Source organism: Leptospira kobayashii (genome assembly GCF_003114835.2).
Taxonomy (GTDB): Bacteria; Spirochaetota; Leptospiria; order Leptospirales; family Leptospiraceae; genus Leptospira_A; species Leptospira_A kobayashii.
In genome coordinates, this window is record NZ_AP025028.1 from 2,993,949 (window position 1) to 3,016,357 (window position 22,409).

Annotated in this window: 16 protein-coding genes and 1 rRNA gene; 3 read left to right on the plus strand and 14 right to left on the minus strand. The window is 40.6% G+C overall.

Going from position 1 to position 22,409, the window contains the following annotated elements; genetic code table 11:
- Window positions 1-3: 3 nt before the first annotated feature.
- From DI077_RS13385 to DI077_RS13405, 5 genes are all read right to left on the minus strand, one after another.
- Complete coding sequence (locus DI077_RS13385; RefSeq protein ID WP_109020367.1) at window positions 4-3,036, minus strand: LIC_11026 family protein; 3,033 nt, start codon at window positions 3,034-3,036, stop codon at window positions 4-6.
- A 23-nt stretch (window positions 3,037-3,059) separates the two neighbouring features.
- Window positions 3,060-3,401 carry an STAS domain-containing protein gene (locus tag DI077_RS13390; protein WP_002989181.1) on the minus strand — a complete coding sequence of 114 codons (342 nt, stop codon included), beginning with the start codon at window positions 3,399-3,401 and terminating at the stop codon, window positions 3,060-3,062.
- Window positions 3,402-3,465: 64 nt separating this feature from the next.
- Window positions 3,466-4,284, minus strand: coding sequence for an RNA polymerase subunit sigma-70 (locus DI077_RS13395; RefSeq protein ID WP_109020368.1), 819 nt, complete (start codon window positions 4,282-4,284; stop codon window positions 3,466-3,468).
- A 101-nt stretch (window positions 4,285-4,385) separates the two neighbouring features.
- Complete coding sequence (locus DI077_RS13400) at window positions 4,386-5,777, minus strand: Na+/H+ antiporter NhaC family protein (RefSeq protein WP_174705636.1); 1,392 nt, start codon at window positions 5,775-5,777, stop codon at window positions 4,386-4,388.
- 6 nt (window positions 5,778-5,783) lie between these two features.
- A complete protein-coding gene (locus DI077_RS13405; protein WP_109020369.1) occupies window positions 5,784-7,040 on the minus strand; it encodes an Nramp family divalent metal transporter in 1,257 nt (418 codons plus the stop codon).
- Between the two features lie 123 nt (window positions 7,041-7,163).
- Here DI077_RS13405 and DI077_RS13410 point away from each other — a divergent pair, with 123 nt between their 5' ends.
- Window positions 7,164-7,592, plus strand: coding sequence for a DUF1761 domain-containing protein (locus DI077_RS13410; protein ID WP_109020370.1), 429 nt, complete (start codon window positions 7,164-7,166; stop codon window positions 7,590-7,592).
- A 161-nt stretch (window positions 7,593-7,753) separates the two neighbouring features.
- On the opposite strand, the gene DI077_RS13415 is transcribed toward DI077_RS13410, so the two are convergent.
- From DI077_RS13415 to DI077_RS13435, 5 genes are all read right to left on the minus strand, one after another.
- On the minus strand, window positions 7,754-8,380 hold the full coding sequence (locus DI077_RS13415; protein WP_109020371.1) for a hypothetical protein: 627 nt from the start codon (window positions 8,378-8,380) through the stop codon (window positions 7,754-7,756).
- 13 nt (window positions 8,381-8,393) lie between these two features.
- Complete coding sequence (locus DI077_RS13420; RefSeq protein WP_109020372.1) at window positions 8,394-14,924, minus strand: TIGR04388 family protein; 6,531 nt, start codon at window positions 14,922-14,924, stop codon at window positions 8,394-8,396.
- Entirely contained in the window at window positions 14,921-15,550 is a 630-nt protein-coding gene (locus DI077_RS13425; protein ID WP_109020373.1) for a hypothetical protein, read from the minus strand. The genes DI077_RS13420 and DI077_RS13425 overlap by 4 nt, the downstream gene beginning before the upstream one ends.
- Window positions 15,551-15,883: 333 nt before the next feature.
- Window positions 15,884-16,000: ribosomal RNA gene (gene rrf, locus DI077_RS13430) — 5S ribosomal RNA — on the minus strand.
- A gap of 60 nt (window positions 16,001-16,060) precedes the next feature.
- Entirely contained in the window at window positions 16,061-17,041 is a 981-nt protein-coding gene (locus tag DI077_RS13435; RefSeq protein WP_109020374.1) for a hypothetical protein, read from the minus strand.
- Window positions 17,042-17,289: 248 nt separating this feature from the next.
- Here DI077_RS13435 and lsa25.6 point away from each other — a divergent pair, with 248 nt between their 5' ends.
- Window positions 17,290-17,973, plus strand: a complete 684-nt coding sequence (gene lsa25.6 / locus DI077_RS13440) for an Lsa25.6 family adhesin (protein WP_135354881.1) — start codon at window positions 17,290-17,292, stop codon at window positions 17,971-17,973.
- 77 nt (window positions 17,974-18,050) lie between these two features.
- Here the strand turns inward: lsa25.6 and DI077_RS13445 are convergent, their stop codons facing one another.
- The 4 genes from DI077_RS13445 to DI077_RS13460 form a co-directional block, all read right to left on the minus strand.
- Window positions 18,051-18,998, minus strand: coding sequence for a hypothetical protein (locus tag DI077_RS13445; protein ID WP_109020376.1), 948 nt, complete (start codon window positions 18,996-18,998; stop codon window positions 18,051-18,053).
- A gap of 433 nt (window positions 18,999-19,431) precedes the next feature.
- Window positions 19,432-19,938, minus strand: a complete 507-nt coding sequence (locus DI077_RS13450) for a hypothetical protein (protein ID WP_109020377.1) — start codon at window positions 19,936-19,938, stop codon at window positions 19,432-19,434.
- Between the two features lie 294 nt (window positions 19,939-20,232).
- Window positions 20,233-20,814 (minus strand): hypothetical protein, encoded by a 582-nt coding sequence (locus tag DI077_RS13455; RefSeq protein WP_109020378.1) that lies wholly within the window; start codon window positions 20,812-20,814, stop codon window positions 20,233-20,235.
- A 25-nt stretch (window positions 20,815-20,839) separates the two neighbouring features.
- Window positions 20,840-21,562 (minus strand): hypothetical protein, encoded by a 723-nt coding sequence (locus tag DI077_RS13460; protein WP_109020379.1) that lies wholly within the window; start codon window positions 21,560-21,562, stop codon window positions 20,840-20,842.
- Between the two features lie 88 nt (window positions 21,563-21,650).
- Between DI077_RS13460 and DI077_RS13465 the strand changes: the two genes are divergently transcribed.
- Window positions 21,651-22,229, plus strand: a complete 579-nt coding sequence (locus tag DI077_RS13465) for a TetR/AcrR family transcriptional regulator (protein WP_109020380.1) — start codon at window positions 21,651-21,653, stop codon at window positions 22,227-22,229.
- Window positions 22,230-22,409 lie beyond the last annotated feature (180 nt).

The following is a 22,409-nucleotide window of genomic DNA, read 5'->3' on the forward strand; positions in this document are numbered from 1 at the left end:
CCCTCATTGGTAGGATTGGATTTCGGATTGTGCTCGTTTCAAAAAGTTAGCAAGAGGCATTCGTTGTTGGGAGATTTTACTATCTTCCAAGTTTGCAAAAAGAGAAAGTAACGATCTTCTGAAGAATACATCCGCATAGACCAAACCTTTGGAAAGTGATACTTCTATTTTATTAACCGAATAACTATCCGTTATACGATCCATCAGAAAGTTTTGAGTGGAAATTACGTTCAATGCGCTTTTCCCGAAATCACTTCCGATTTGAAAAATGGAAAAAAACAAATCGAGATTGGCAACAGGTTCCGTCAGATCCCTTCCCGAAAGATTTAGATCCGCTTTCACTTTCCCGTCGTCAATCTTATCGCGGGTTTTAGGAGGCATCAATTGTTTTAAATCGATATCCCGAATCTGAATATTTCCCCGAAATTCCATATCTTTGGGTTCACCCGCACCGACGTTGAAGATTATATTTTTGCCGAGAACTACTCCGTCCAAAGTATATGCCTTTAATTCTTCGATCGTTGCATAATTTTCCCTATAATCGATACGTGCGGAAAGTCCGGGAAAACCAGGTTGATTTTTAACATATACGAAAGGAACATCCGCAATATAAGGATGAGTGCCTACAATTTGCGATATTGAAAGGTTAGGCGGAGGGGTTCTTCCGTAAGTTTTAATAAATACGGATTTATCGCCTACGATCAAACTATCTTGTTTTTTCCAAGCAAGATTGTGATGAAATGGAATATCCGAATTGATATCTTCCGCAAAAAATACCTTACAATTGGCGCCGGGACACAGATTGTTCGTATATGTGAAGCTACTCGCCTTTGACACCAAACTACCGTTAATGTCATAATCCCTGGCTTTTGCATTCAAAGCAATATCTCCCAAAAAGGAAATCCCTTTCAATAGATACTTTCTTTCCGAAGAATGCAATTTAATATCCGCATCAAGACTTGCAAAATAAGAACCGAAAGGAGGATTCGGAACATTCGCCCTTTCTTCCAAGCCGCCTTTTAGATTCATAATGATTGTTTTTTGAAATGCGGAAATTTGGAATTGATTGATGGAAATCTTTTGTTCTTTCCCTTTTTGGATCACTACATCCGTAACAAGACTGAGATCTTTGATTTCCAGACCGGGCAGTATCGCAAATAAATTCGCTTTAATCTTCTGGGTATTTGCTCCCAGAGTCACATCTAACTTTGTTTTGATGGAAGGATCCGTTCCCAAAACATTTTGCAATGGCGCGATCTTTTCCTTTAAAACTAACGGCAAAGTCAATAATAGATTCGGAGTATTGAGATTCAAGCCGAGAGGATTTGCAACAATATGAATCTCATCCCCCAGACTTAGATTCCCCGTTAGATTCAACTCAACCGCCTTTCCGTAAGTTAAAGTTTTTTGGTTCAAGGAAACGGAACTCACCTCAACGGAGCTGATTCCGAACGGTTTGGAAAATCGGGCGATCACATCTCCGTTCAAAGTCAAACGGGAAGCAGGAGAACGGGAACGACCCAAAGAATAACGAAATCCGTCGATCACAACGTCCAAATTTACGGGAAGATTTGCAAAGTCTTTGGCATTTACTGAGATATCCGCTTTTGTTTTGCCTGCTACCGCATTCGAAAAATCCGATAAATTCAAATCTTCCAAATGAGCATTCAAGGAAATGGATTCTTCACTTTTGATACTGCCGCTTAACAATAATTTGATGCCGTTATAAACTAGATCGAAATTTTTAATATCAAGATCCTTTAAAATAGGAATCGGATTTGCGGCGGAAGCTTCTTTTTCGGAAGCTGGATTCAGATTGGCGAGTAAGTTTATATTTGCTTTCGGAACTTTATGCGCTTTCGCATTTGCCTTCGAAAAATAAATATCCTTTGCCTGTAGATTTAAAAATACGCTGAGAGAATTCCACAATCCTTGTACGAAGGTGCCCTGTAAGGAAATCTCGCCGCCCAGGGTTATTTCAGGAACAAGGCCTTTCAATTGAGAGATAGTTCGATTAAGGGACGTTAGCTGAACGTTCGATTCCCCTACGGTTAGACTTACGGAACGTTTGTCCTGAAAAGTATCGCTTACCTCCCCTTTGATGGAAAGCCAGGTATCTCCCATGATTTTCAGAATGAATGTTTCGATCTGAATCTGATCTTTTTCGGGAAAATATTCTATCTTGTTGCCGAGAGATGCTCCCAAATGAATCGGTTTGTTTTTGTATTCGAAATTGATATCGTCGGAGCCGATTTGCATAGAAGACAAAAATACAGGATGATCGGAAGCCCGTTTCCAATCCAAAAGAATACTCACCGGTAAGGTTTGTTTCCATTTCAAATCTTCAGAATCCCATTCAATCGGAAGAGCTCTATCCGGATTTAAAGAAAAATAAAAGGAATCAATCTGATCCAAAAGGGAAACGGAGAGAGGAATGGAAATAAATCTGTTGGATTCCAAATCCAATCGAAATGAAAGATCCGATATTTCTCCCGAAAATCTTTTTTCCGATTCTTTCAGAATCTTTGCATGAAAGGAATCCACATGGAGATGAGCTTCAGCAACCAACGGTAAATAAGTTTTTATCTCTTCCAAAGGTTCGGATTTTTTTTCGACAGGTTTTACTTTTGTGGCGGAGGGTCTGACAAGAGTGTTGAAGTTCCAAACCCCTTCTTTTTCATGCAGAAATAAATTTCCGGTTTCAATCGCTACTTCGGAAACCTTCAATTTTAAAAATAATAAGGATAATAAATTATAACGAACGGCAAGACGTTTCGTTTGGAATAAAACTTCTCCGTCAAACAAACCTTTGGTTTTTAATTCGATCGATTCCGCTTCTATCCCGAAAAACAAGGAAAAGGTTTTGAAATTGCAGGAGAGAGTGGATTCCGTAAATCGGGAAACCACTCTGGGAACGACAAAGTCCGCGGTAAAAACGTTGAAGATAAGTTTGTAGAATAGGAATAGAAAGAAGAGGAGGCGAAACCACCTCTTTTCGGCGATTCTGATAACTGTTTCCCGAATTAAGGAACCCACTCCAAGAATCGCCTCGCTAAGAATTAATATTCGAAAGAGTCTTCCGCCTCTTCCAGAGTTTTATAAATTTCAAAAACACTGGAAAGTTTGGTGATTTCCATTAAGTTTTCAATATCAGAATTCAAATTGGCGAATACAAGTCTTCCATTGAGCCCATCGATATGTTTATATATATTTAAAAATGTTCCCAAGCCGGCGGAATTGATAAAAGGAACCTTTTTCAAATCAATAATAAATTTAGGAACCTGCCCTTTTTTTATATATTGTTCGATCTTTTCAGAAAGTTCAAATTCATTTCCGGCTTTGATGGCACCCTCAATTTTGATGATGTGCACGTCGTTTTTACTAGTAACTTTGATTTTCATAACCCTTCGGAAGGTGGTATACGCGATAAAATTCTTTTAAAAATCGGCTTTGTAAAGCAAATTTTTATGCACAGTACAATAAATCTCCAGCCTTCAATTGTAGCGACAATATACCTTTTGCCTGATGTACCTGGACAAGTTTCCTTGTAATACCCAGTATGCGAGCAATTTCTCTTTCTGAGAAAAAACTTTTATTCATTACTCTCATTCTTTGGCGCATCCACTCTTTCTTTTTATGAATGTACCATTTTCTTCTCTCGGATTCAGGGTATTGGTAGAGAAGTCGTGTATATCTTAAGACTCTTTCTTCAAACAAACATAACTGCCTAAGCCAGACCTCTTTTTTCTTATCATAAATCCTTTGAAAATCGGAAAACTCCCTCCCCATCTCCGCCAATCTCCATTCCAAGTATGTTTTGCGCTGATTTAGAATCGGAAGGTCATACTGAAAACATACTACTAGGCAGGTCAAAACAGGAAGAGAGTCCAATTGAGTATATAAATGATCCCGGTTTGTTTCCCAAAAATGTACGGAATGCATACAATTGGGCTGTTCTTCCTTCCAAAGTTCCAATAATTTATTATGAGTTTGAATCTCACCATTCTTCCTCTGCAAATTACGAAATAAATTGAATGTGTAGGTAACAAAAAAGCCCAATACTTGTGCTTCATCGTATTTGCCGGCAAGCTTCCAGATCTTATCCATAGTCTCAATCACTACAAGCCGGATTTCCGACTTTTCGTCTTCGGTCACTCTTCTCTTTTTAGCCAATCTGTCCGCCATCCAAATCGGTAGCTTCGCCATCAAATTTTCGAGTTTTTTGTCTTTTCTTGCCTGCAGAATACAAGCTAACATTTCTTCGTTGGAGATCTTCGGTAACATAGGTAAGACTATACCGGAAATCGTTAGCTGTTAAAGCAAGAAACGGTTCGATTCAGTATCCGTTAGGTGAAAAACCCGAACGAATCGGTCATTAAGGCGAACTATTTTTCTTTTTTTCTATTCCAGAGCGCAGTAAAAATAACAAACGTTATATGAATGAGATTGAACCACACAAAAGGCAAATAACCGAGAGTAGAGACTTTCAGAGAAGTTGCCATAAAAGCACCGCAACTATTCCAGGGAATGAGAGGAGAAGATATCGTTCCCGAATCTTCCAAAGCACGGGAGACATCCTTGGGAGGGAGTTCGTAATGATCCGCAAGATTCCGATAAGCACGGGCGGGAATCACAAGAGACAGATACTGATCCGCAGTGGTAAGATTCAATAGAAAAGAGGTCCCCATGGTAGCAAGCAACACATCCGCTTTTTTCCGTATCCAATTTCTCAAGTAATGCAAAAGTTCCTGCAAATACCCCAAACCTTCCAAAGCTCCGCCAAACCATACTGCGGATAGTATCAAACATTCCGTCGGGAAAACCGCTTTCACTCCACCACCACCTAACAAAAGGTCCAGACTTTCATTTCCGGTTTTGGACTCAAATCCGAAACTGAGCGAGGTAAGTACCGATCCGATATTATGTCCTAAACCGAAGGAAATCCAATTGGCGGAAAAAATCCCAAGTAACAGAGAATATCTGGGAGGGACACGGAGTAGAGAAGCGCCGAATACAAGTAAGATGGGAATCAAACTCGGATTGATCAATCCGGCAAAACCGTCCGTTTCCGGGGAACCGAAACCCAAAGATCCCAGATCCGTAGTGCCGGATGTGGTACCTCCGGCAACCGCAAATGAATTCGCACCATAAAACAACACCAATGCGACAAAAAAGCTGGGTACGGTCGTTTTTGCCATATGAAAGATATGATCGAGAATGGGAACGCCGGTAAGAGAAGAAGCAAGATTGGTGGTATCCGATAAGGGAGATAATTTATCACCGAAATAACATCCGGAAACAATTGCTCCCGCGCAGATGGATTCATTCACCCCCAAAACCTGGCCCACTCCCATAAGTGCAACTCCCAAAGTTCCGGCAGTGGTCCAGGAAGAGCCGGAAATCAGGGAAGCAATACCGGAAATCAGACAAACTCCCGGCAAAAAAAATTCCGGACTGAGAACCCGGACTCCCAATCGAATCATGGAAAAAAGCACTCCCGCGTCCGCCCAGGATCCGATCAAAATCCCTACGAGTAATAAAATTTCCATCGCGGGCCAGACGGATAAAAAATTCTTTTTCCAAGCAAGTAAAAACGCCTGTTTGGCGTGATGAGTGTGTCTTCTTTGCCAGATGGCAGCTGCTCCTGCCAAAACAAGTGATAGTTGGTGCGACCCGTACAAAGGGTCCGTAGTGAAAATTTGTCTAAATAGAAAAATAAAACACAGTAGATACAGAACGGGAGAAAGAGAAAGAAAGATATCTTTCGTCTTTCTCATTCTTCTTTAGGAAAAGAAACGAACCTGAAGGAAATAGATGGAGAATCCGAATAGAAAAACAATTCCGAACCAGGAAAGCAAATTCACAAAAGGAGAAGGTCTATGTTCTTTAGGAATGTCTTTTCCGAATAAAATCAAATGATGAATCAAAGCTAAGATCGGTGCATTCAAAAAAGAAACCGTCGTCGCGAAATCGACAAGTCCCTTCATACTGGTAAGAAAAAATGCCAAAATCCCCACAGACCCGAAAGCCACCACAACGATCCAAATCCAGTAAAGCTTTTCCCGTGAAACAGACGCTAACCTGGGAATCACTCTCTGGCTTGCATTCGCCACCACTCTGGGATAGGCATCGAAACAAGTGAGTGTAGTGGAAAACATGGTAAAAAATGCAGCGAGCAAAATAATAGGATAAGCCCAAGACCCCAGAGACGATGTATAAAGACGAATCAGTTCGGATGCAAAAGTAACCGCATTCGTGGAAAATTGACCTCCCGTATTGTACATCATATTCGATCCTAAGATCAGAAAAAAGACGGCTAGAACGGTCGTTCCCCAATATCCTATGTGGAAGTCGAGTAACGCCCATTTCATGGGAGGAAGTTGCCCGCCGTTTTCTTCTTTTTTGGCCAAAGTCCAATCCGATTGCCAAACTGCGGCTTCAATCGGAATCGGCATCCAACCCATCAGTGCGATCAAAAAGGAAACATCCACAGCATCCGATAAGGAAAAACTTTTTGCGGGAGTGGAAAGTTTGGGAACATTTGCAAAGAAAGAAAAGAAGACTGCGAGAATGGTTGTGATGGTAAGACCGATTACGATCCATTTCATCAACTTGTCCAGAGCTGAGTATTTACCGACGGCAAGTAACAAAAAACAAAAACCCAAAATGATCGCACAAAGCAACCAAGGTTGGATTTCAACTCCGAGGATCGTTGCAAATAATCCGGATGTAACAAGCGTTACAGTCGCCACGATCACACACATGGTTCCGAAAGAGATAATGAAAAAAATCCAAATGGGCCATCTTCCTAAATTCTGGTATCCGTCCAAAAGCGACTTACCTGTAACAATCGTATAACGGGTTCCGATTTCAAAAAATGGAAACTTTATGATATTCGCAAATATGACTACACCGAGCAGTTCGTAACCGTAAACCGCCCCCGCCCTTGTGGATTGCACCAAATGGGAGACTCCTACCGCCGCGCCGGCATACATTAGCCCAGGTCCGAAGTATTTTAGGAAAGTTTGCAATTTGCTCATAGATTCTTATCCGTATCCACTACTTTCATTTGCCAGCAAAGCTAAATCTGAAAATTTGATTGTTTTTTTTATAAAACGGTCCCCAATCTTTTTTACAAAATCGAAGGTTAGGAAAGAAGGATTATGAATTCAGTCGCAATTTTCATTTCGGTATTAGTGCAACAAGCCATTGGTGCGGCCTATTATGGTATTTTGGGTGGTGCGTGGGCAGAATCTCTCGGAAAAACCCGCGCTGATTTTGAAGCAAGTGCCGGAGATCCGGTTCCTTACCTGACCGGAATCATCTCCTCCATCTTTCTCTCCCTGGGAACAGCCTGGATTTTCCGTCAAACCGGAGTGCGAACGCTTGTTACAGGGTCAAGATATGCTATCTTATTTTTTCTATTTTTCTCAGTGTTCGTTTCCACAATGCATACTTACTATGCCCACACTTCTCAAACAAGATTACTCATTGACACAGGATATGATTTTCTGGTTTTTCTTGTGACGGGTGCCATCATCGGAGGATTTCCCAAAAAAGAAAAATCCACCCGATCCATCTCTTCGATTTAAGATTTTTTTGGGCGCATCGGATCTGTTAGATGGAGCCAGGTGGGATCGATAACCCCGACCGGGCTCTTCCGCGACTCCGCCTAACGGCTTCGGTCCTTCGGACGGCGACCTCCAGTCGCCTCGCTCCGATCCCTTGCGTGGGGGGGGGGGTTAATTAAATTCTATTTCAAAAATTCAGTGCAGTCTTTCGCTGTTTGTATATAAATAAGCCCTTTCGTCAACATTCCAATATACTTAGATTTCCCAAAAGAAGGCATCGAAAAAAGAGAAGATTCTTTGATTACCTTACTTAAATCAGCACCCATGGTTAATTCTGTTAGTAACCAGCAAAACACATCTTCCTGAATGCCGTCTTCTCTAAGTAGCAAGAAATCCAAATAAACAAATCCTTCTCTCTTTGAGAGAACACATATTTCGTATAACACTAAATTAAGATTATTTAAATTGTTATCCGAATCATCGTCTGAAATAGATCGAGCTAATGATTTTAAATTACTAAGCTTTTCATTTGAGTCACTTGATTCTGATTGAATAAAAACAGTTGGAAGGGACGCTATTTTATTTATCAAGTCCTCCCTTTCATCTCCACTTAATATAATAAGTTTATTAATTTCTTCGGTAATTAAATCTCCGAGTGATTTAGGTAAAAGGTTAATAATTCTTTCTTGATAGAAAGTATCTTGTTTTTGTATTAAATACAGCTTTTGCTCAAAAGATAATTCATTAAATACTTTTAAAATAGCACCGTATGATAAGTTATTTACTTTTATATTTTTATCTTTACTCATATTTTTTATTAGTTTACTTTCCTAAGTTTTTTTGTCTAATTTTATATTCAAAAACTTTGTCACTGTAATTTCCTCCTTGAGCGGTTGTTCTCTCATGAAATTCACGGTTAACTTCTTTTTGAAGATTATCAGCTGCTTTTTTATCAATTTCTCCATTGGCCAGTTTACGATTTATTTCTTTTGTTTTATACTTTTGCCATTCTTGTAATGGGCTTCCTTGTTTAACAACATCCTTTGCTATATCATCACCTTTAGAAGCCATATTGGTAATGACAGATGTTGTTTTCGTTACTAAACTCTTACCAAGACTTAGAGCTAGGCCTCCCCAAAATCCTACTTTCTTACCAGCTTCATACCCTTCAGCAAAAGAATTTGGATTTGAAGATTGGCTTCTTCTTTCTTCACTATATTTTTCGGCATACGTAGACAAATGCTCCGCTTCATTTCCAGAGTAGCTGTTATAATGGTTTCCTAAATCAATATAATAATCCAAACTTTCAGTGATAGATGTTCCGATACCGTATATCAACCCTGCACGTTTTTCTGATTCTGAGTCTGTTTGAGAAACTTGTTTTTTTATTTCATTTTCTACATCCTGCGTTTGTTTTTTATCTACATTTCTCCCTTCAGGCTTTGTCTTAATTTTTATACGTTCTTCGCCATCCCCCTCTCGCCCAATTCCATACCCTGCCCCCGCAATCACATCCGCACCTTGGTGCGCTTGCGATTGTGCCCTTCGGTTCTCGGCTTCCCTATCTGCCCTTTGTTCCGGAGTCTCTTCTACTCCTTCGCGAAGACCAACGTTCATACTATGGTCAGCGATATAATTCGAATTCGCTGATAGTATTCCTGTCGTTAAATCGTAGTTCAGAAGATTTGTTCCATCTGCGTTCATTGAAACGGAAAATCCTGTATGCTGATTCCAATTCAAAGCTCCGCTCACCCCCTGGAACCTACCTACCATACTACCTGTTGCAGGATCTCTTCCTTCACTCATATAATCATCCGTGGTGAGGGAGGCACCCCAACCACCGTATTCGCTTCGGTTCAGTTCCAAACCTGCTCCTGGAAGAACTACGTTGTTATTGGCCGAATAACCAATGCTAGCTCCCCATCCGTTCTGTGCGGAATAACTTCCACCTATATTCAGTGATCCGTTTGGTTTGCCCTGGCTTCCTCCCGTTCCTATGCCTAAGCCTGCACTAAACGATGTTCCGCCTGCTTGGGTGTAACTGATCGCCAGATTGGCAGATAGATTCGCATTCCCCGTTTGTAGTCCGATACTTCCCCCAAATCCTTCGCTTTGAGAATAACTGACAGTTCCTCCGATCCCAATACCTGGAGCAATTTTATATCCAACTCCAACGCTTCCTTCAAACCCGTCAGCATACGAATAACTTACATCATACGAGACCGCTCCCCAGGTAGTTGCATACAAGAATGCGTTTCCAACATTTGCAAGTCCCGTCAAAGCACCAACTACGCCTCCATCGAAAGCACCTTCCACTGCTTTATAACCCGCATAAGCAACTAAAGAAGCTCCTGCCGTAAACGGCGCGGCAATCACAGCTCCTGCGGCAACAATGGCATCAACTGTATCCCTATTTCTATAAGTTTCACGTGCAATTTCATCTTGCTTGTAAAGCATTCCCAGAGGAGTTAAAGAGACAATACCCCCTAATGCCATTCCTATATTGTACGAACCGCTTTTTTTCATGGCATCGTTTGCATCTTTGTCTCCTTGCCATTTATTCAGTGCGGCAGCAGCTCCTTTGATGCCTGTTGCTTTTTCAATACCTTCTGCAAACAAGGACTGTGCATAACTTTCCGTTGCTTTGTCGATTCTTTGATTTCCTAGTTGAGTCAAAATACCAACAGGAACGCCTGTTTGTTGGGCTAAGGCTTTTACATTGGGATCGTTTGCAAGAATCTGATTGACCTGTCCTCTAAAATAACTTTGAGAAGATGCGGTGAATCTTTGGCTCATGGAGCCGGTTCCTCCGATCATTCCCAAAGCAACATCCACCCAAGGGCTTATTTCAGGTTGGTCATATTTAATTGCATCTTTTGTGACTTCGTTGTATTTGTCGTAAATTTCATTCAATATGGAATAAATGTTGTTCCATCCGCTTCTGCTTTGATTGAAACTAAATCCTAACTCAGAGAAGGCGAAATCTTTTTTGATATCCACTTTGATTTCACCTACCGCTACTTGAACGGGAATCGGGCCGACCGGTGTTGGTGCCAATGCAGTTCTTTCTATCGTTTTTCTGGCGCGGTAATATCCGTCTCCTTTATCCACGAATTGAAACTTAGCTTCGCTCGTTTCATAACCTTTCTTCGCATTGGATACCATATTATAATAAGAAGCAACAAGGCTTTCTTCTATTTTATTGAGTTCATTTCCGGAATTATCTGCTACATCCGTATTTTGTTGTGCGATTGTTCCTCCGGTTCCCGGGAGTATTTGTGGAGCCATAGCCTGACTCGCCAATACTTCCGCCAAAGTAGAGTTTGTTTGTCTTGCAATCTGTTTTGCTGCAAGCTCTTTTAAAGCAGCACCGCCGTCATCCGCCAAGTAGTTTCTTTGCTGTAAAAAGATCCCGTAATAATAATCCCATGTTTCTTCTTGGTTGTTGTAATTCGCCTGGATCTCTTCGGTTTTGTCTCCGAACTTTGTTCTTGCGTCTGCATATGCTTCTTCGGTCTCTTCCGATGCGTTCAAGAATGCATTCACCAATTCCGTACTAAATTGCACTTTCTCCGGATCTACTTGAAATACTTTCAAGGAAGGAGGATCGAATTTGGTTTGCACCGAAAAAGATAGATAATCTTTTTTTGTGGCAATATAACTTGAATATCTTCTTGCATCCCCTTCTAATCGTGCTTCTCCGTCATAAATTCTTACCTGAGCAATGATCAGTCCGTTGCTTCCTTTTCGGAATGTATATCCAGCGTCTCTAAGATATTTATATTTCGAGCCTGAGTTCAATTCCTCCCAAAGATTGGATTCCAGTTCTTCACTTGCTTTTTGATTTTCCGCCATAATCCTTTCGGCAGCACCTTGCATGTATTTAAACAAAGCACTGTTAGCCGCAAGATTAAAAGAATTATTCGTTTCTTTAAGAAGATCGTTTAAAAGTTTTATATCATCTGCGTTTGTAAGCACCCGATCCATATTTTGAATCAAATCGTTCAATTCATCTTTAGTATCCGCCAAATCGCTTTCCGATTGAGCAATCGCTTTGTCTATGGCATTTTTATTGAGTGCTTCCGGTGTGCCTTCGGAAAGAAAAGAGATCATCTCCTGCAAACCATCCAATAGATCACCTGTAACATTTGCTCGGGCCAACTCCTCGGAACGAGTCAATAGTTGATCCACTTTAGATTTTGATTCTTCGCCTCGCAAAGACAACAACCGGGCCTCTTCCAACATGGATTGTATCTTTTGGTATTGTTCCCCAAGTTCGGAAATACCCAATAGATCGTTGTTTTGTTTTTTCAATGCGGCATTCAACTGTTCCGTATTGGTTAAGTTTGTTTGAAGCAGGCTTTCTTTATATTTTATATAAGACGACTTGGAAAAACTCAATTGATCCAGATCCAATTGTCCTTGCGCGGTTTCCGCATAACTTGCGTATTCTTTGTTTAAATATTCGGTGGCTTCCGTTTTTTTCTTCCCGGCAAGCTGCAAATAATATTCGGCTTCGTCGAATTTTCCTTCATCCTTGAAGTTTTCCGACAATTGAATGTAATCATTCGCTTTTTTAAACAAAGTATCGGCAAAAGCAAGTGCTTTGGATTCTTCATCCGTAATTCCTTTTTTAAAACCCGCTGCAATTCTCAGATCTTCTACGATTCCTGTAGCATTTAGGCGATCACTATCTGCCGCAATCTGCTTGTTATTCGCTTCGGTAATTTGATCCGCCCAATCGGAAGAAGCGATATGCAATACATCAGCATTCGATTGGATGGATGCTAATTCCTCGTTTGTAAAAAAGTAGGCCCCTTGTCCGTAAAGTTCCGGTGCCAATTGGTTCAAGCGAGCCGATGCGTCTAATTCTGCGAGCTTATAAGTTTCACTTCGAATCAAAGAATTTTGTATCTGTTCGCTCAGAACACTCACCTGAGAATTCAGATAAGATTCATTTCCCCGATTGGAAATCGCCTGGTCATAGAGTTCCGCAGCTTGGGAATACTGAAAATTATTAGTAAGCGAATCGGCGGATTGGTACAATTGAGAAGTGTTCTGTTCCGAATTCACTACATCCGTTTTTAAAGAATTCACAGTTTGACTTGTATCGTTAACGAATTTCAATTCTCCTGTATCGGGATTCTCCACAGCATCTTTCAATCTGTCTCTGGATGCCAAAAACCAGTTGGTTTCCACATTCAGGAATAGACCGATTTTTTCATCCCAGTCTTTCATTCCATTGCGGAACTCGCTATTTTCATTATTATACGATGCATTGCCGCCAACTGTATAGCCGTATGTATTTTTGATCCAAGCATCTCTTTGTTGAACCAAAGAATTGATCTGCTCGTCATAAATGGGAGTTACAACGGGCCTGAGTGCATTCAGTTCATCCAACCTCTCCTGATAGTCTTCATTGTATTGAATGGATTTCTCCCTCCAATACTTAAGAGGGTCTACCATACTCGCAAATGTCTCCGCCAAGGAATTGTATTTTCCCGCAAGCAAAGACCAATCATCTTCGTTCTTTTGCGCATTCGTATCTATATAAGTGTATTCTGTCTGAAGGGAAAAATTGGTTAGGCTCTCACCAGCGGCACCATTGATTGCCATAATCTGTTGGGTTCCATCAGACCCTGTAGAAAAGTAAGCAGTTCCTTCTTTCTCAATCCCATCAGCTGGATCAATGTATAATACCTTAGCAGATTGAGAAATAACAGCACCCGGAACATTCAAGTCAGCATTGCCTGTTAGAGCCTTTTTAATTTTCTGATTCATCGCAATTTGATACTGATCACTTGCTGAATATGTATTTTCTATTCTCATGGAAAATGCTGGGAGATATGGATAGGTGATTAAAGTTCCTGCGAGCATGGTGTTAAGTACATATTCAAAATTACCTCCTGCAAAAGAATAATTTTCAGTATGATTTTCATAAGGAGTGGAGTTTACCGACTGAAAGATAACGAGTGCTCCTATTTCGACAAAACCCATAGTATATCCTTGCACTTTATCAAGAGACACATTCGCTCTAGTCTCATCCCACCATTGAAGGGGAGTTGGCCCAAACCCATACCCACTGGTCATAATACTCTTTTTAGAAAGAGAAAAAACTTCATTCGTAGCCAGCTGAGGCACGGCTGTGAAAGGAGCCCATAATGTACCAAACGAAGTAATCGGCGGACAAACACCCGCCGTACATGTTACAGTAACAGAACCGATCCATCCCGGCGGTTCCCAATGGGCTCCGTCAATCCTTTCCGTTCCCGTATGCGTCTTGTTATCGTTCCACCATTCAGCCTGTTCTGCGGCGTATTCTTGTTGTTGTGAGAAGAAGAGACTCATCGTAGATGCAATTTGTTCGAGAGGTGCACCTGTATCCAATTTTTCTTGTATTTGAATAAGAAGCGCGGACAGATCTCCGAAATTAGAACTCAATTCAGGGTTTCCCGTAAGTGTTCCCTGGAATTCTCCTTGGATCGAAGTGACCATCGATTGGATCAGATCTCTTGTTTTCAACTCACTCTCTTCTACCAACCCTTTGTTTTGCAGCCAAAGTGCTTCCTTTTGGTCGAGTGAGCTCAGATAGTTTTGTTTTTCCTGAACCAATCGATCAATGGCTTGGTTCCATTCATTGATTCCGGTTTCGATTGTAGTCGAAGAGTTATTAATCCAATTGTCCCGCTTTGTCAATAAATCCAACCATTTGGAATCCCAAAGAGCTTTGCCGTCATAGTATTGTTTTGCGGCCTGGGTGGGATCGAATTCCTGATTTACAGAGAGCTCCTCTACTGTCGGATCAACTCCATTCAGCAGAGAATCTTTTTCAGTGATTATATCTGTATTTTTTTCCGTCGATTTTGTTCCGAGGAAATGAGAAAGTTCCGATTGGATGAATAGGCTCAATTCCGCTGCCCATTCCGATTTTGCACCTTGTTTTTGCAATTCCAGATCGGCTCGTATCGCCTGTCTATAGGTTTCTACATCATTGACCGCATCACTTCTGTTTTCCGAGCTCAGTATTGTATTGATCTCTGCTTCTACTTCAGCTTCCCAGTTTGCCTCTACTGCATCTGACCCGGATCGGACGATATTCCACCATTCTGATTCCGTCTGTGCATTGTTTGCTGCCTCCACATAAGGCTGCAAATCCTCGCCTCTAAATGGTTTGAGTTTGGTCAGCTGCGGAACACTCTGCGCCAAAACATCCATAGGCAAAACCATGGTGATGAGGAAGATAGGTAAGATGATGAAAGAAGTAAGTTTTTCTAAAAAACCGATTCGAGAATCGGAATCGAATTTGAGATGGGTAATTTTTTTATCGGAGAGGGAAAGGAAATTTTTCTTCATATATGAACCTGTTTTGTGGACTTCGGAGGAGGAGAATTGAGTTTGATCGCTAAAAATTGCAGCAAGCGGTCGGGAATAGAGATAGAAAGACAAATGGGACGGAAGCCCTTGGCTCGGTCATGCAACGAGCGGAAAAAATGTATTACGTTTGTTAAACGAATCGGCGGAGGATTGGGTTGATTTGAATTGAAAAATAAAATGGTCTTAGATACAAAAGAATAAAAATCGTGATCGGAATTTGTCAGGGGTTTGATGGATTGAGTTGGTTCGAAGCCGGCCATTTCTTTCCGGAAATCCGACCGGACTTGTTTCTGAAGAACGATTGCCTCCAAAAGAAAGTCCCGTTCCTCTTCTTCCCAATCCACCTCAGGAACGGTAAATGTCAGTTTTGTGACAGAGAGAAAAGTTTCAGAACCAAAAATTTCCGTTTTTTCGCCGTGAGAATGAAATTCTAAAGCCTCGCGTTCCAGTTTCGATTCAAAATTTGCGACCAGTATATCCGAATCTGCAAAAATGTAGGAAGGACTTATCAATAAAAAAAGAAACAAAAATGAATTTTTAGCCCACAATAGTTTTGTTATCTGCACCGGAAAATTCACAGTAACAGACATTACAGCATAACCCATTTAGGCAGAACAAGTTTTTTTTAAGGGCAATTTGTTTTTTGGACGTTGTGTCCACCGTCGCGGGAGATCGGAGTATCCCCGCCCGATTTAGGGAGGGGAACTAGACCCGCCACCCAATGTGTCCTAACTAGCACGCATTATGTGTTCTTTCCAGAAGATTTCCTTTTCCAATCAAAATTTTACAAATAAGTTCGCCTTTTTGCCAAAATAACCTTCCGAAGAGTAAGCTTTGCTTACCTAGCGAAAAGTCCAGGACTTGCCGGACATTCACAACGCTCCAAAAACAAAAAAGGCGCGATCCGAAGACCACGCCTTATTAACTTATAATGCCTAACCCGGCAACGTCCTACTCTCCCATTGAGCGAACCCAATAGTACCATCGGCGATGAGAAGCTTGACTTCCGTGTTCGGAATGGGAACGGGTATTGCCTTCTCTCCATTATCACCAGGAGTATTTACCATATGCCAGGATCATACTCCGATGTCAACTTCATTTATATAAAAAGTTTCTTATTTTCCACCTAAATTGATGTCGTAAGTGACCCCGAATTTGAGGCCAAAAATCTCTGTTTTCTTTTCGCTGCCAAAAGCAATTGCCTCTACAACGGTGGGAATGATGATTCCTGCAGATGCTGCCCCGGAAGGTGTGGCGGAAACAGAAACTCCAATTGGAGAAGTGGACTGGGTTTTGATGGATTCTTTATCCAAGCTTGCAAAAACACGAAGACCATCTAATACTTGTACGGTGGCACCTGCAGCGATCTTTGTACTGGACATATGAAACCCGCCGCTTCCCGTTTCGTAAGTTGCGAGTCCCGTTGTTGCGGTAAGACCTTCCCGATTATAAGCTCCGGAACCTTGGAGTAAAAAAGGTCCGTATACAAGTGCATCGGCAAATACGGTTACTGTCGGGGTGACATCATATTCCAAGCCTACGCCGAGCAACCCGGAAGTTCCTCTTGCGGTTAATGTTTCATCCCCGATTCCCACCGGACTTCCCAAGTAAATAGAAGATGTTTGCAAAGAATGACGATAATTGCGGATAACATATTTTGGCACAATACGTAGGTTAGCTTGTGGGGAGAGAACGGCACCAAGCGTAAAATCGGTGAAGCCCATATAATATTCTCCTTCCTTCAAACCGATTCCGGTCTGATACACTGAATTCCATTCGTAATTCTTCGGGAACCGATTGAAGTTAACTCCTGCCACAATATGAGTTAAAATACCCGCATCGACTCCATGAAAGTATTCGGCTCCGAACTGATTGAGAAGTTCCAATCCACCTCGGTTCTTCCAATCCAAATCAAATTGACCGCCAATGATATTTGCGAGTTGGTAGCGTTTTTCCAAATCGGATTGAACGGATCCTAAATAAAGACCACCTTTGAGTCGGAGAGCATTTCCTTCGACCTTACCTTGGGCAGAAAGACTTGCCCCAAAAACTATAGTCGTTATGACTATGAAAGCTAGATTTCGGTTAAATTTCATATGTATATTCCTTGTTAGGAGAAATTCCCCACTTGTCCATAACAAATGAACCGGAAGAATTTTTACTACTATTTGGACTGTTTTTGATAGCAAGAGGTCCTTTCTTTAGAGTATGAAAATGAAAAATTCCAACTTGGAAAAGGTTTCATTTGTAGCGAAGGAAACTACCCTTCCGGATAGGCAATGCTATGTAATGATCATATCAAATATAACTTTTTCAAAACACGTTAAAAATTAGGATGGAAAATATGGATTATTATAAATATTTTTTTGTTCTTTCATTTGCTTTTTGTACTTATCAATGCAATGACCCGACGTTTCAAACAACGGAATTGGATATCAGTAAAGACGGAAAACCGGATCAATTTCTACATATGCATTCGAAACTGAAGCTAGGAACCTTCCTGGAAACAGACTCCAACCAAGACGGAATCACTGATGATTTTTCTTGGCTCAAAGCAGATCCGAACAGGAAAGAAAATACAATGTTATTTTACAATGAACTCAAAACAAAAGATCAGGTCATCAAACAGACATGGTATGGCCCAGGCAATACCAAACTCATTGAAAAGACGGATGAAGATAAAGACAATTATTTGGAAACGACTACTTATTATAACCGTTTTGCAAAACCTCAAATCACAAAAGGAATCGTTGCGAGAATCGAAATCGATATTGATAAGAACGATAAAACCGATATCTGGCTTTATCCCGGCGTTCGAATGGAAAAAGATTCTGACGGAGACGGAGTTGCAGATTGTTTGAACAAAGATATAATGGAAATTCAGAAAGCATTCGGATTGGAAAACAATCTATCTTCTTTGCAATCCTTGCTTTGCAGCAAATTCGCAAATCCGAATCTTTCCTTCGCCATTCACCCCGAACAAATCAAAGAAGAAAGATTAAAAGCAATCATTCCTTTCAAACTCTAACACTTAACTGAAAATAAAAAAGCCACTCCGTTTCGGGAGTGGCTTTTCGTGCAACATACTAAACTTTTAAATAAGGATTAGAAAGTTGGGTAGCTAGAAGGACAAACTCCGATTGCAGCAGTTGTTCCACTAGTTGCAGTTGCAGTTGTAAAACCAGCACCGTATTTACAAGTCAAAGCAGTGATGATTGTTTCTGAAACTGCAGCGCGGTCAGAGCTGGAAACAGATGTTCCTGTAATAGTTCCGCTAGTAAGACCAACAGTCTTAGTGAGCAATGTTTTCAAGCTTGCAGAATCAGCAATGAGCTTGTTTTGGCAAGCAGCAGTACCGATGGAAGCAAATACTGCACTAAACTCAGCACCTTTGGAAATTACACTCAACTCTGCAGTAGTAGCAAGACGTAGGTTAGTCAAAGCAGCTACAGTGTATCCGTAAGATGCTCCTGTGCTAGTTGCAGTGTTTGCTAAGATTTGTCCAGTGTAGTTCGTAGACATGTCAGTTTTTGCATCGCCAATAGATAGGTATTGGATAGTTGCTTTAAGAGCCGCTAGAGAAGCTGCATCTTTGCAAAATTTTTGACCTGCGTTGGAGTTACCGTAGGAAGTACAACCGCTAGCATCATTGTTTGCAGATGTCTCAAGGGAAGTAGTTGTGATGTTTGCTTTAGAAGCAGCTTGAGTTGTAACAACTGAGGAACACTCAGAGTGCTTTGAAAGGAAAGGAGTCTTTGCATCAAAGTCAGCATCAGAAGTTGCTTTTGCGGTAGCGGAGCTAGTTGTATAAGTTGCTAAAGTTCCTTCGTTGCATCCGCCTTTTGGAACAGCATTTGCTGTTGCAGTGTAAGTTACAACGCCACTTGTAGTAGCTTTTGTAATTGTAGCACAATTTCCTGACATTTGGTCGTTAATGTAAAGAAGTAGAAGTGCTGCAGGAGTATTGTCATCCTCTTCTTTTTTCTTACAATTTACAACTAGAACGGAAATCAGCGCTACGCAGATTCCTAGTTTGATAAGTGAATTTTTCATGTATATCCTCTGTTTTTTATCCAAGTGCAACAAAACATAAAGAACAAAAGCCTACTCATTTATGACATAGGTTTTGCGATCCCTTTGATTAGTGTAACCCCGAATAGAAGGTATTATCCTTTATGACAATTTTGTAGTAAAGAAAAAATTTCGGATTAGACGACAGTTCCAAAAAATAAAATTATAATTTAATTATAAATGTTATTTTTTTTTGCAATAAATAGAATGCAAACGTGAGCCTCCATTTCTCGAAAAGCGAACACTGCTCACCTTTTTTGTCCAGGCGAAAACCGCTACTTTTAGAGGAGTGTAGGACCGAAGGAGAACCTTTTTTATCGGCAGCAAGCGCAAGCTTACAGAAGAAGGGAGCATTTCTCTCCTAACGCAGATTTACGAATAGAGGGAAACCTCTCTATTCGTAAAAAGAATCAGCTTAATCGGTGATAGATACTGTAATAGCGTCAAACACAGATGATGTTGCAGTAATGAAAAATACGAAATTCCCGTTTGTAGAACCCAACGAAGAAACTGTATAGGATGTAGTTGTACCACTTGTACTAGTAGTGAAATTGGAAGATGCGGAAGTCGCAGAACCTAAGTTGATCGGACATGTTCCTTGGTAAGCCGAAATACTAACGGAATTCGCGTTTTTAAATACCACTTTTTTGTTTGCTGCGATGCCGCTAACAGTGACAATACCTAATTTCGAAGAACCGGATGCAGAACCGGAAAGTTTTTGTTCAGTGCTGGATGCAGCAATAGATGCAATGTTTCCGCTAGCAGAATTAATAGTAACGTTACACCCGCCTCCACTTTGAGTGGCAAGTAGCAATAATGCAAGAACCGCTGTATCGTCGTCTTTTTTATCTTCTTTACAGCCAACAAATGTAGAACCTGCAATTGTTAAACTGATAACTAATTTCAATAATGAATTTTTCATAAATATCCTCTTTTTTGCCTTTGGGAAGGGTGAAGCTGCATAATAAATCTAATGCCCGCAATATGGCGCATAACAAATTTCAGAACTTACCTCCTAACAGGTAAATCAAATGAATATTACATAGCAAAACGGTAAACGATAAAACAAGATAAACGTTATGCGAAATTTTATAAAAAAATTTTATTTTTACAAAAAAAAATTCCCGTTTTCGCAATAAACTCAAAGCAGCATTATATTCAAATTTTCAATGATTCTAAAATGAGTGATTACACGATCTGAAAGAAAGACGGAATGTCATTCGAGAACCACTGTGATCGCCTTAACATTGCTTGTCGTTCCGCTCACAACGAAAAAATAATCTCCGGCAGTCACCACAGTATAAGTGCGAACTCCCGTTAAATTGTCTTCGTTGAAAGAAAGAAGTGTTCCGGCAGCAGATACGCTCGATTCGGAAATTTCACAAACGGAACCTGAGTATGCATTGATAGAAGGTGTAGTTGTTTCAGCGATATTATTAAAAATGATTTTCTCGTTCGCTTTCAATCCCTTGGCCAAAACACCTGCGTAAAAATTTCCATTGCTGGTTCCTATCAGATTTTGAGGAGAGGAAGTAAGATTTACCCCATCAAAGGAGAATGTGGGTCCATTGGCAAAATTCTTGCAAAGGCCACTAACGCTTGTATTTTGCTGTGAAGCAAGTCCTAAAAGCAGATCCTCGTCATCTTCATCGTTTTCACCTTTGCACGCAAAAACAAAAGATGATAAAAGAATCGGTAAAATAAGCAAAACAATATTTATATTTTTAGACTTGAAAAACATGATCACAAACATCCATAGAACAGAAAGGATGTTAGTTTCCGTTTTGTTTTCAATCAAAAAACAATGAGAGAATCCGTCTCATTTATTTATCATAAATAAACTTGTATCGATCAGGATGATTTGTTTTCAAATAATCCTCAAAAAGACCCAATTGGAATGCACAAGGGAAACGATCCCTACCCCAAAAATGCAAAGGTTCTCCCAGAATCACCCAAGGAATTCCCACTCTACGATGGTATTTCAGAACAAGCATTTCCATTTCGGAAACTCCCAGATAAGAACTACTTTCTCCGGCAAAATCTTTAGTTAACCCTCTGAGTAAAAAATCAAAAATGAAAATGGATTTTTGTTTGGGAATATTTAAGTTTTGAATGGCTTCTTTATCGATTGCGGTTCGCCAGCCGTTGAATATATAACGTACAGAAGGTGCATTCGCATTATTTACAATTTGTTCCGGCGTCAAACCGTATCTTGTTTCGATCGGAAGAGGAAATGAATCTTTTTCCAGGTCTTTTAGGACCAATCCCCATGTTCCCAGTAAGACACCGCTGGGATGTTTGATTCCACAAACCTTTGTTTGATGAAAATAGATCGAACTTTGTTCCACAATGTCGGAATGAGTAAACGGTAAATTTCCGTTTTCGCCGAAAGCTTCCGCGTAAACCCGGAAGATAAAATCATTGAACTCATCAAAATGATCTTTTCCCAGCCTCCAAAGTTCCAGACCTTCGATCTCTTCTATGAAAATCGATTTTTCAAGATAATACCGATTATTAACCGATTCAGGCAATATTTGATGATCCATTTGATTTTCCTTTTCCCTTGATTTAAAAACTATCTTGACACTATACCTACCGTTCGGTATATATCAAGCAAGATATTTTTTAATATTTATGACCAAACTAAATACAAAAGAAAGAATTTTGGATTCGGCAGCGGATTTATTTTATTCCAAAGGTTATGTAAATACGGGAGTAGAGGAAATCATCACTTCCTGTGATATCAAAAAGCCTACCCTCTACTATCATTTTGAATCCAAAGCTGCTTTGGGTTTAGCTTATTTGGATTTTAAGGAAAAAGAATTTTTAGGAATTTTGGATCGTTTGTCCGGCCGAGCGGAATCTTTATCCGATTTTTTTATCAGTTGGACCACTTTGATCGAACGAGCCATACGCGCTAAAAAATACTACGGTTGTCCCTTCGGGTCGTTTGCTTCCCAACTCTCGGCCCAAGACAAAACTACCTTCGAATCCAAATTGCGGCTTATCAAAAAACATTGGCTGGAGATGGTAATTTCCGTTCTGGAAAAACATTCTTCCAAACGCAAAAATACTTCGGAAGACAAGAGCAAACTTGCATTAGAAATTATGATAGTTTACGAAGGTGCTGCCAGTCTTTACAGAATGAGCGGTGAAATCGAATTTATACATATGATGCGTAAACAATTCGAACAAATTGCAAAGAGAAACTAAGTCGGGAAACATAGGATCTTAAATTAAAGTTAGTTGGTGCGCGTCGAATCTTTAGATAAAGATTCATGGAATCTGTCGCACCGACCGGGCTCCTTCGCGACTTCGCCTACCGGCTTCGGTCCTTCGGACGGCGCCTTTCGTCGCCTCGCTTCGATCCCTCGCGCGCGGGATTCTATTGAT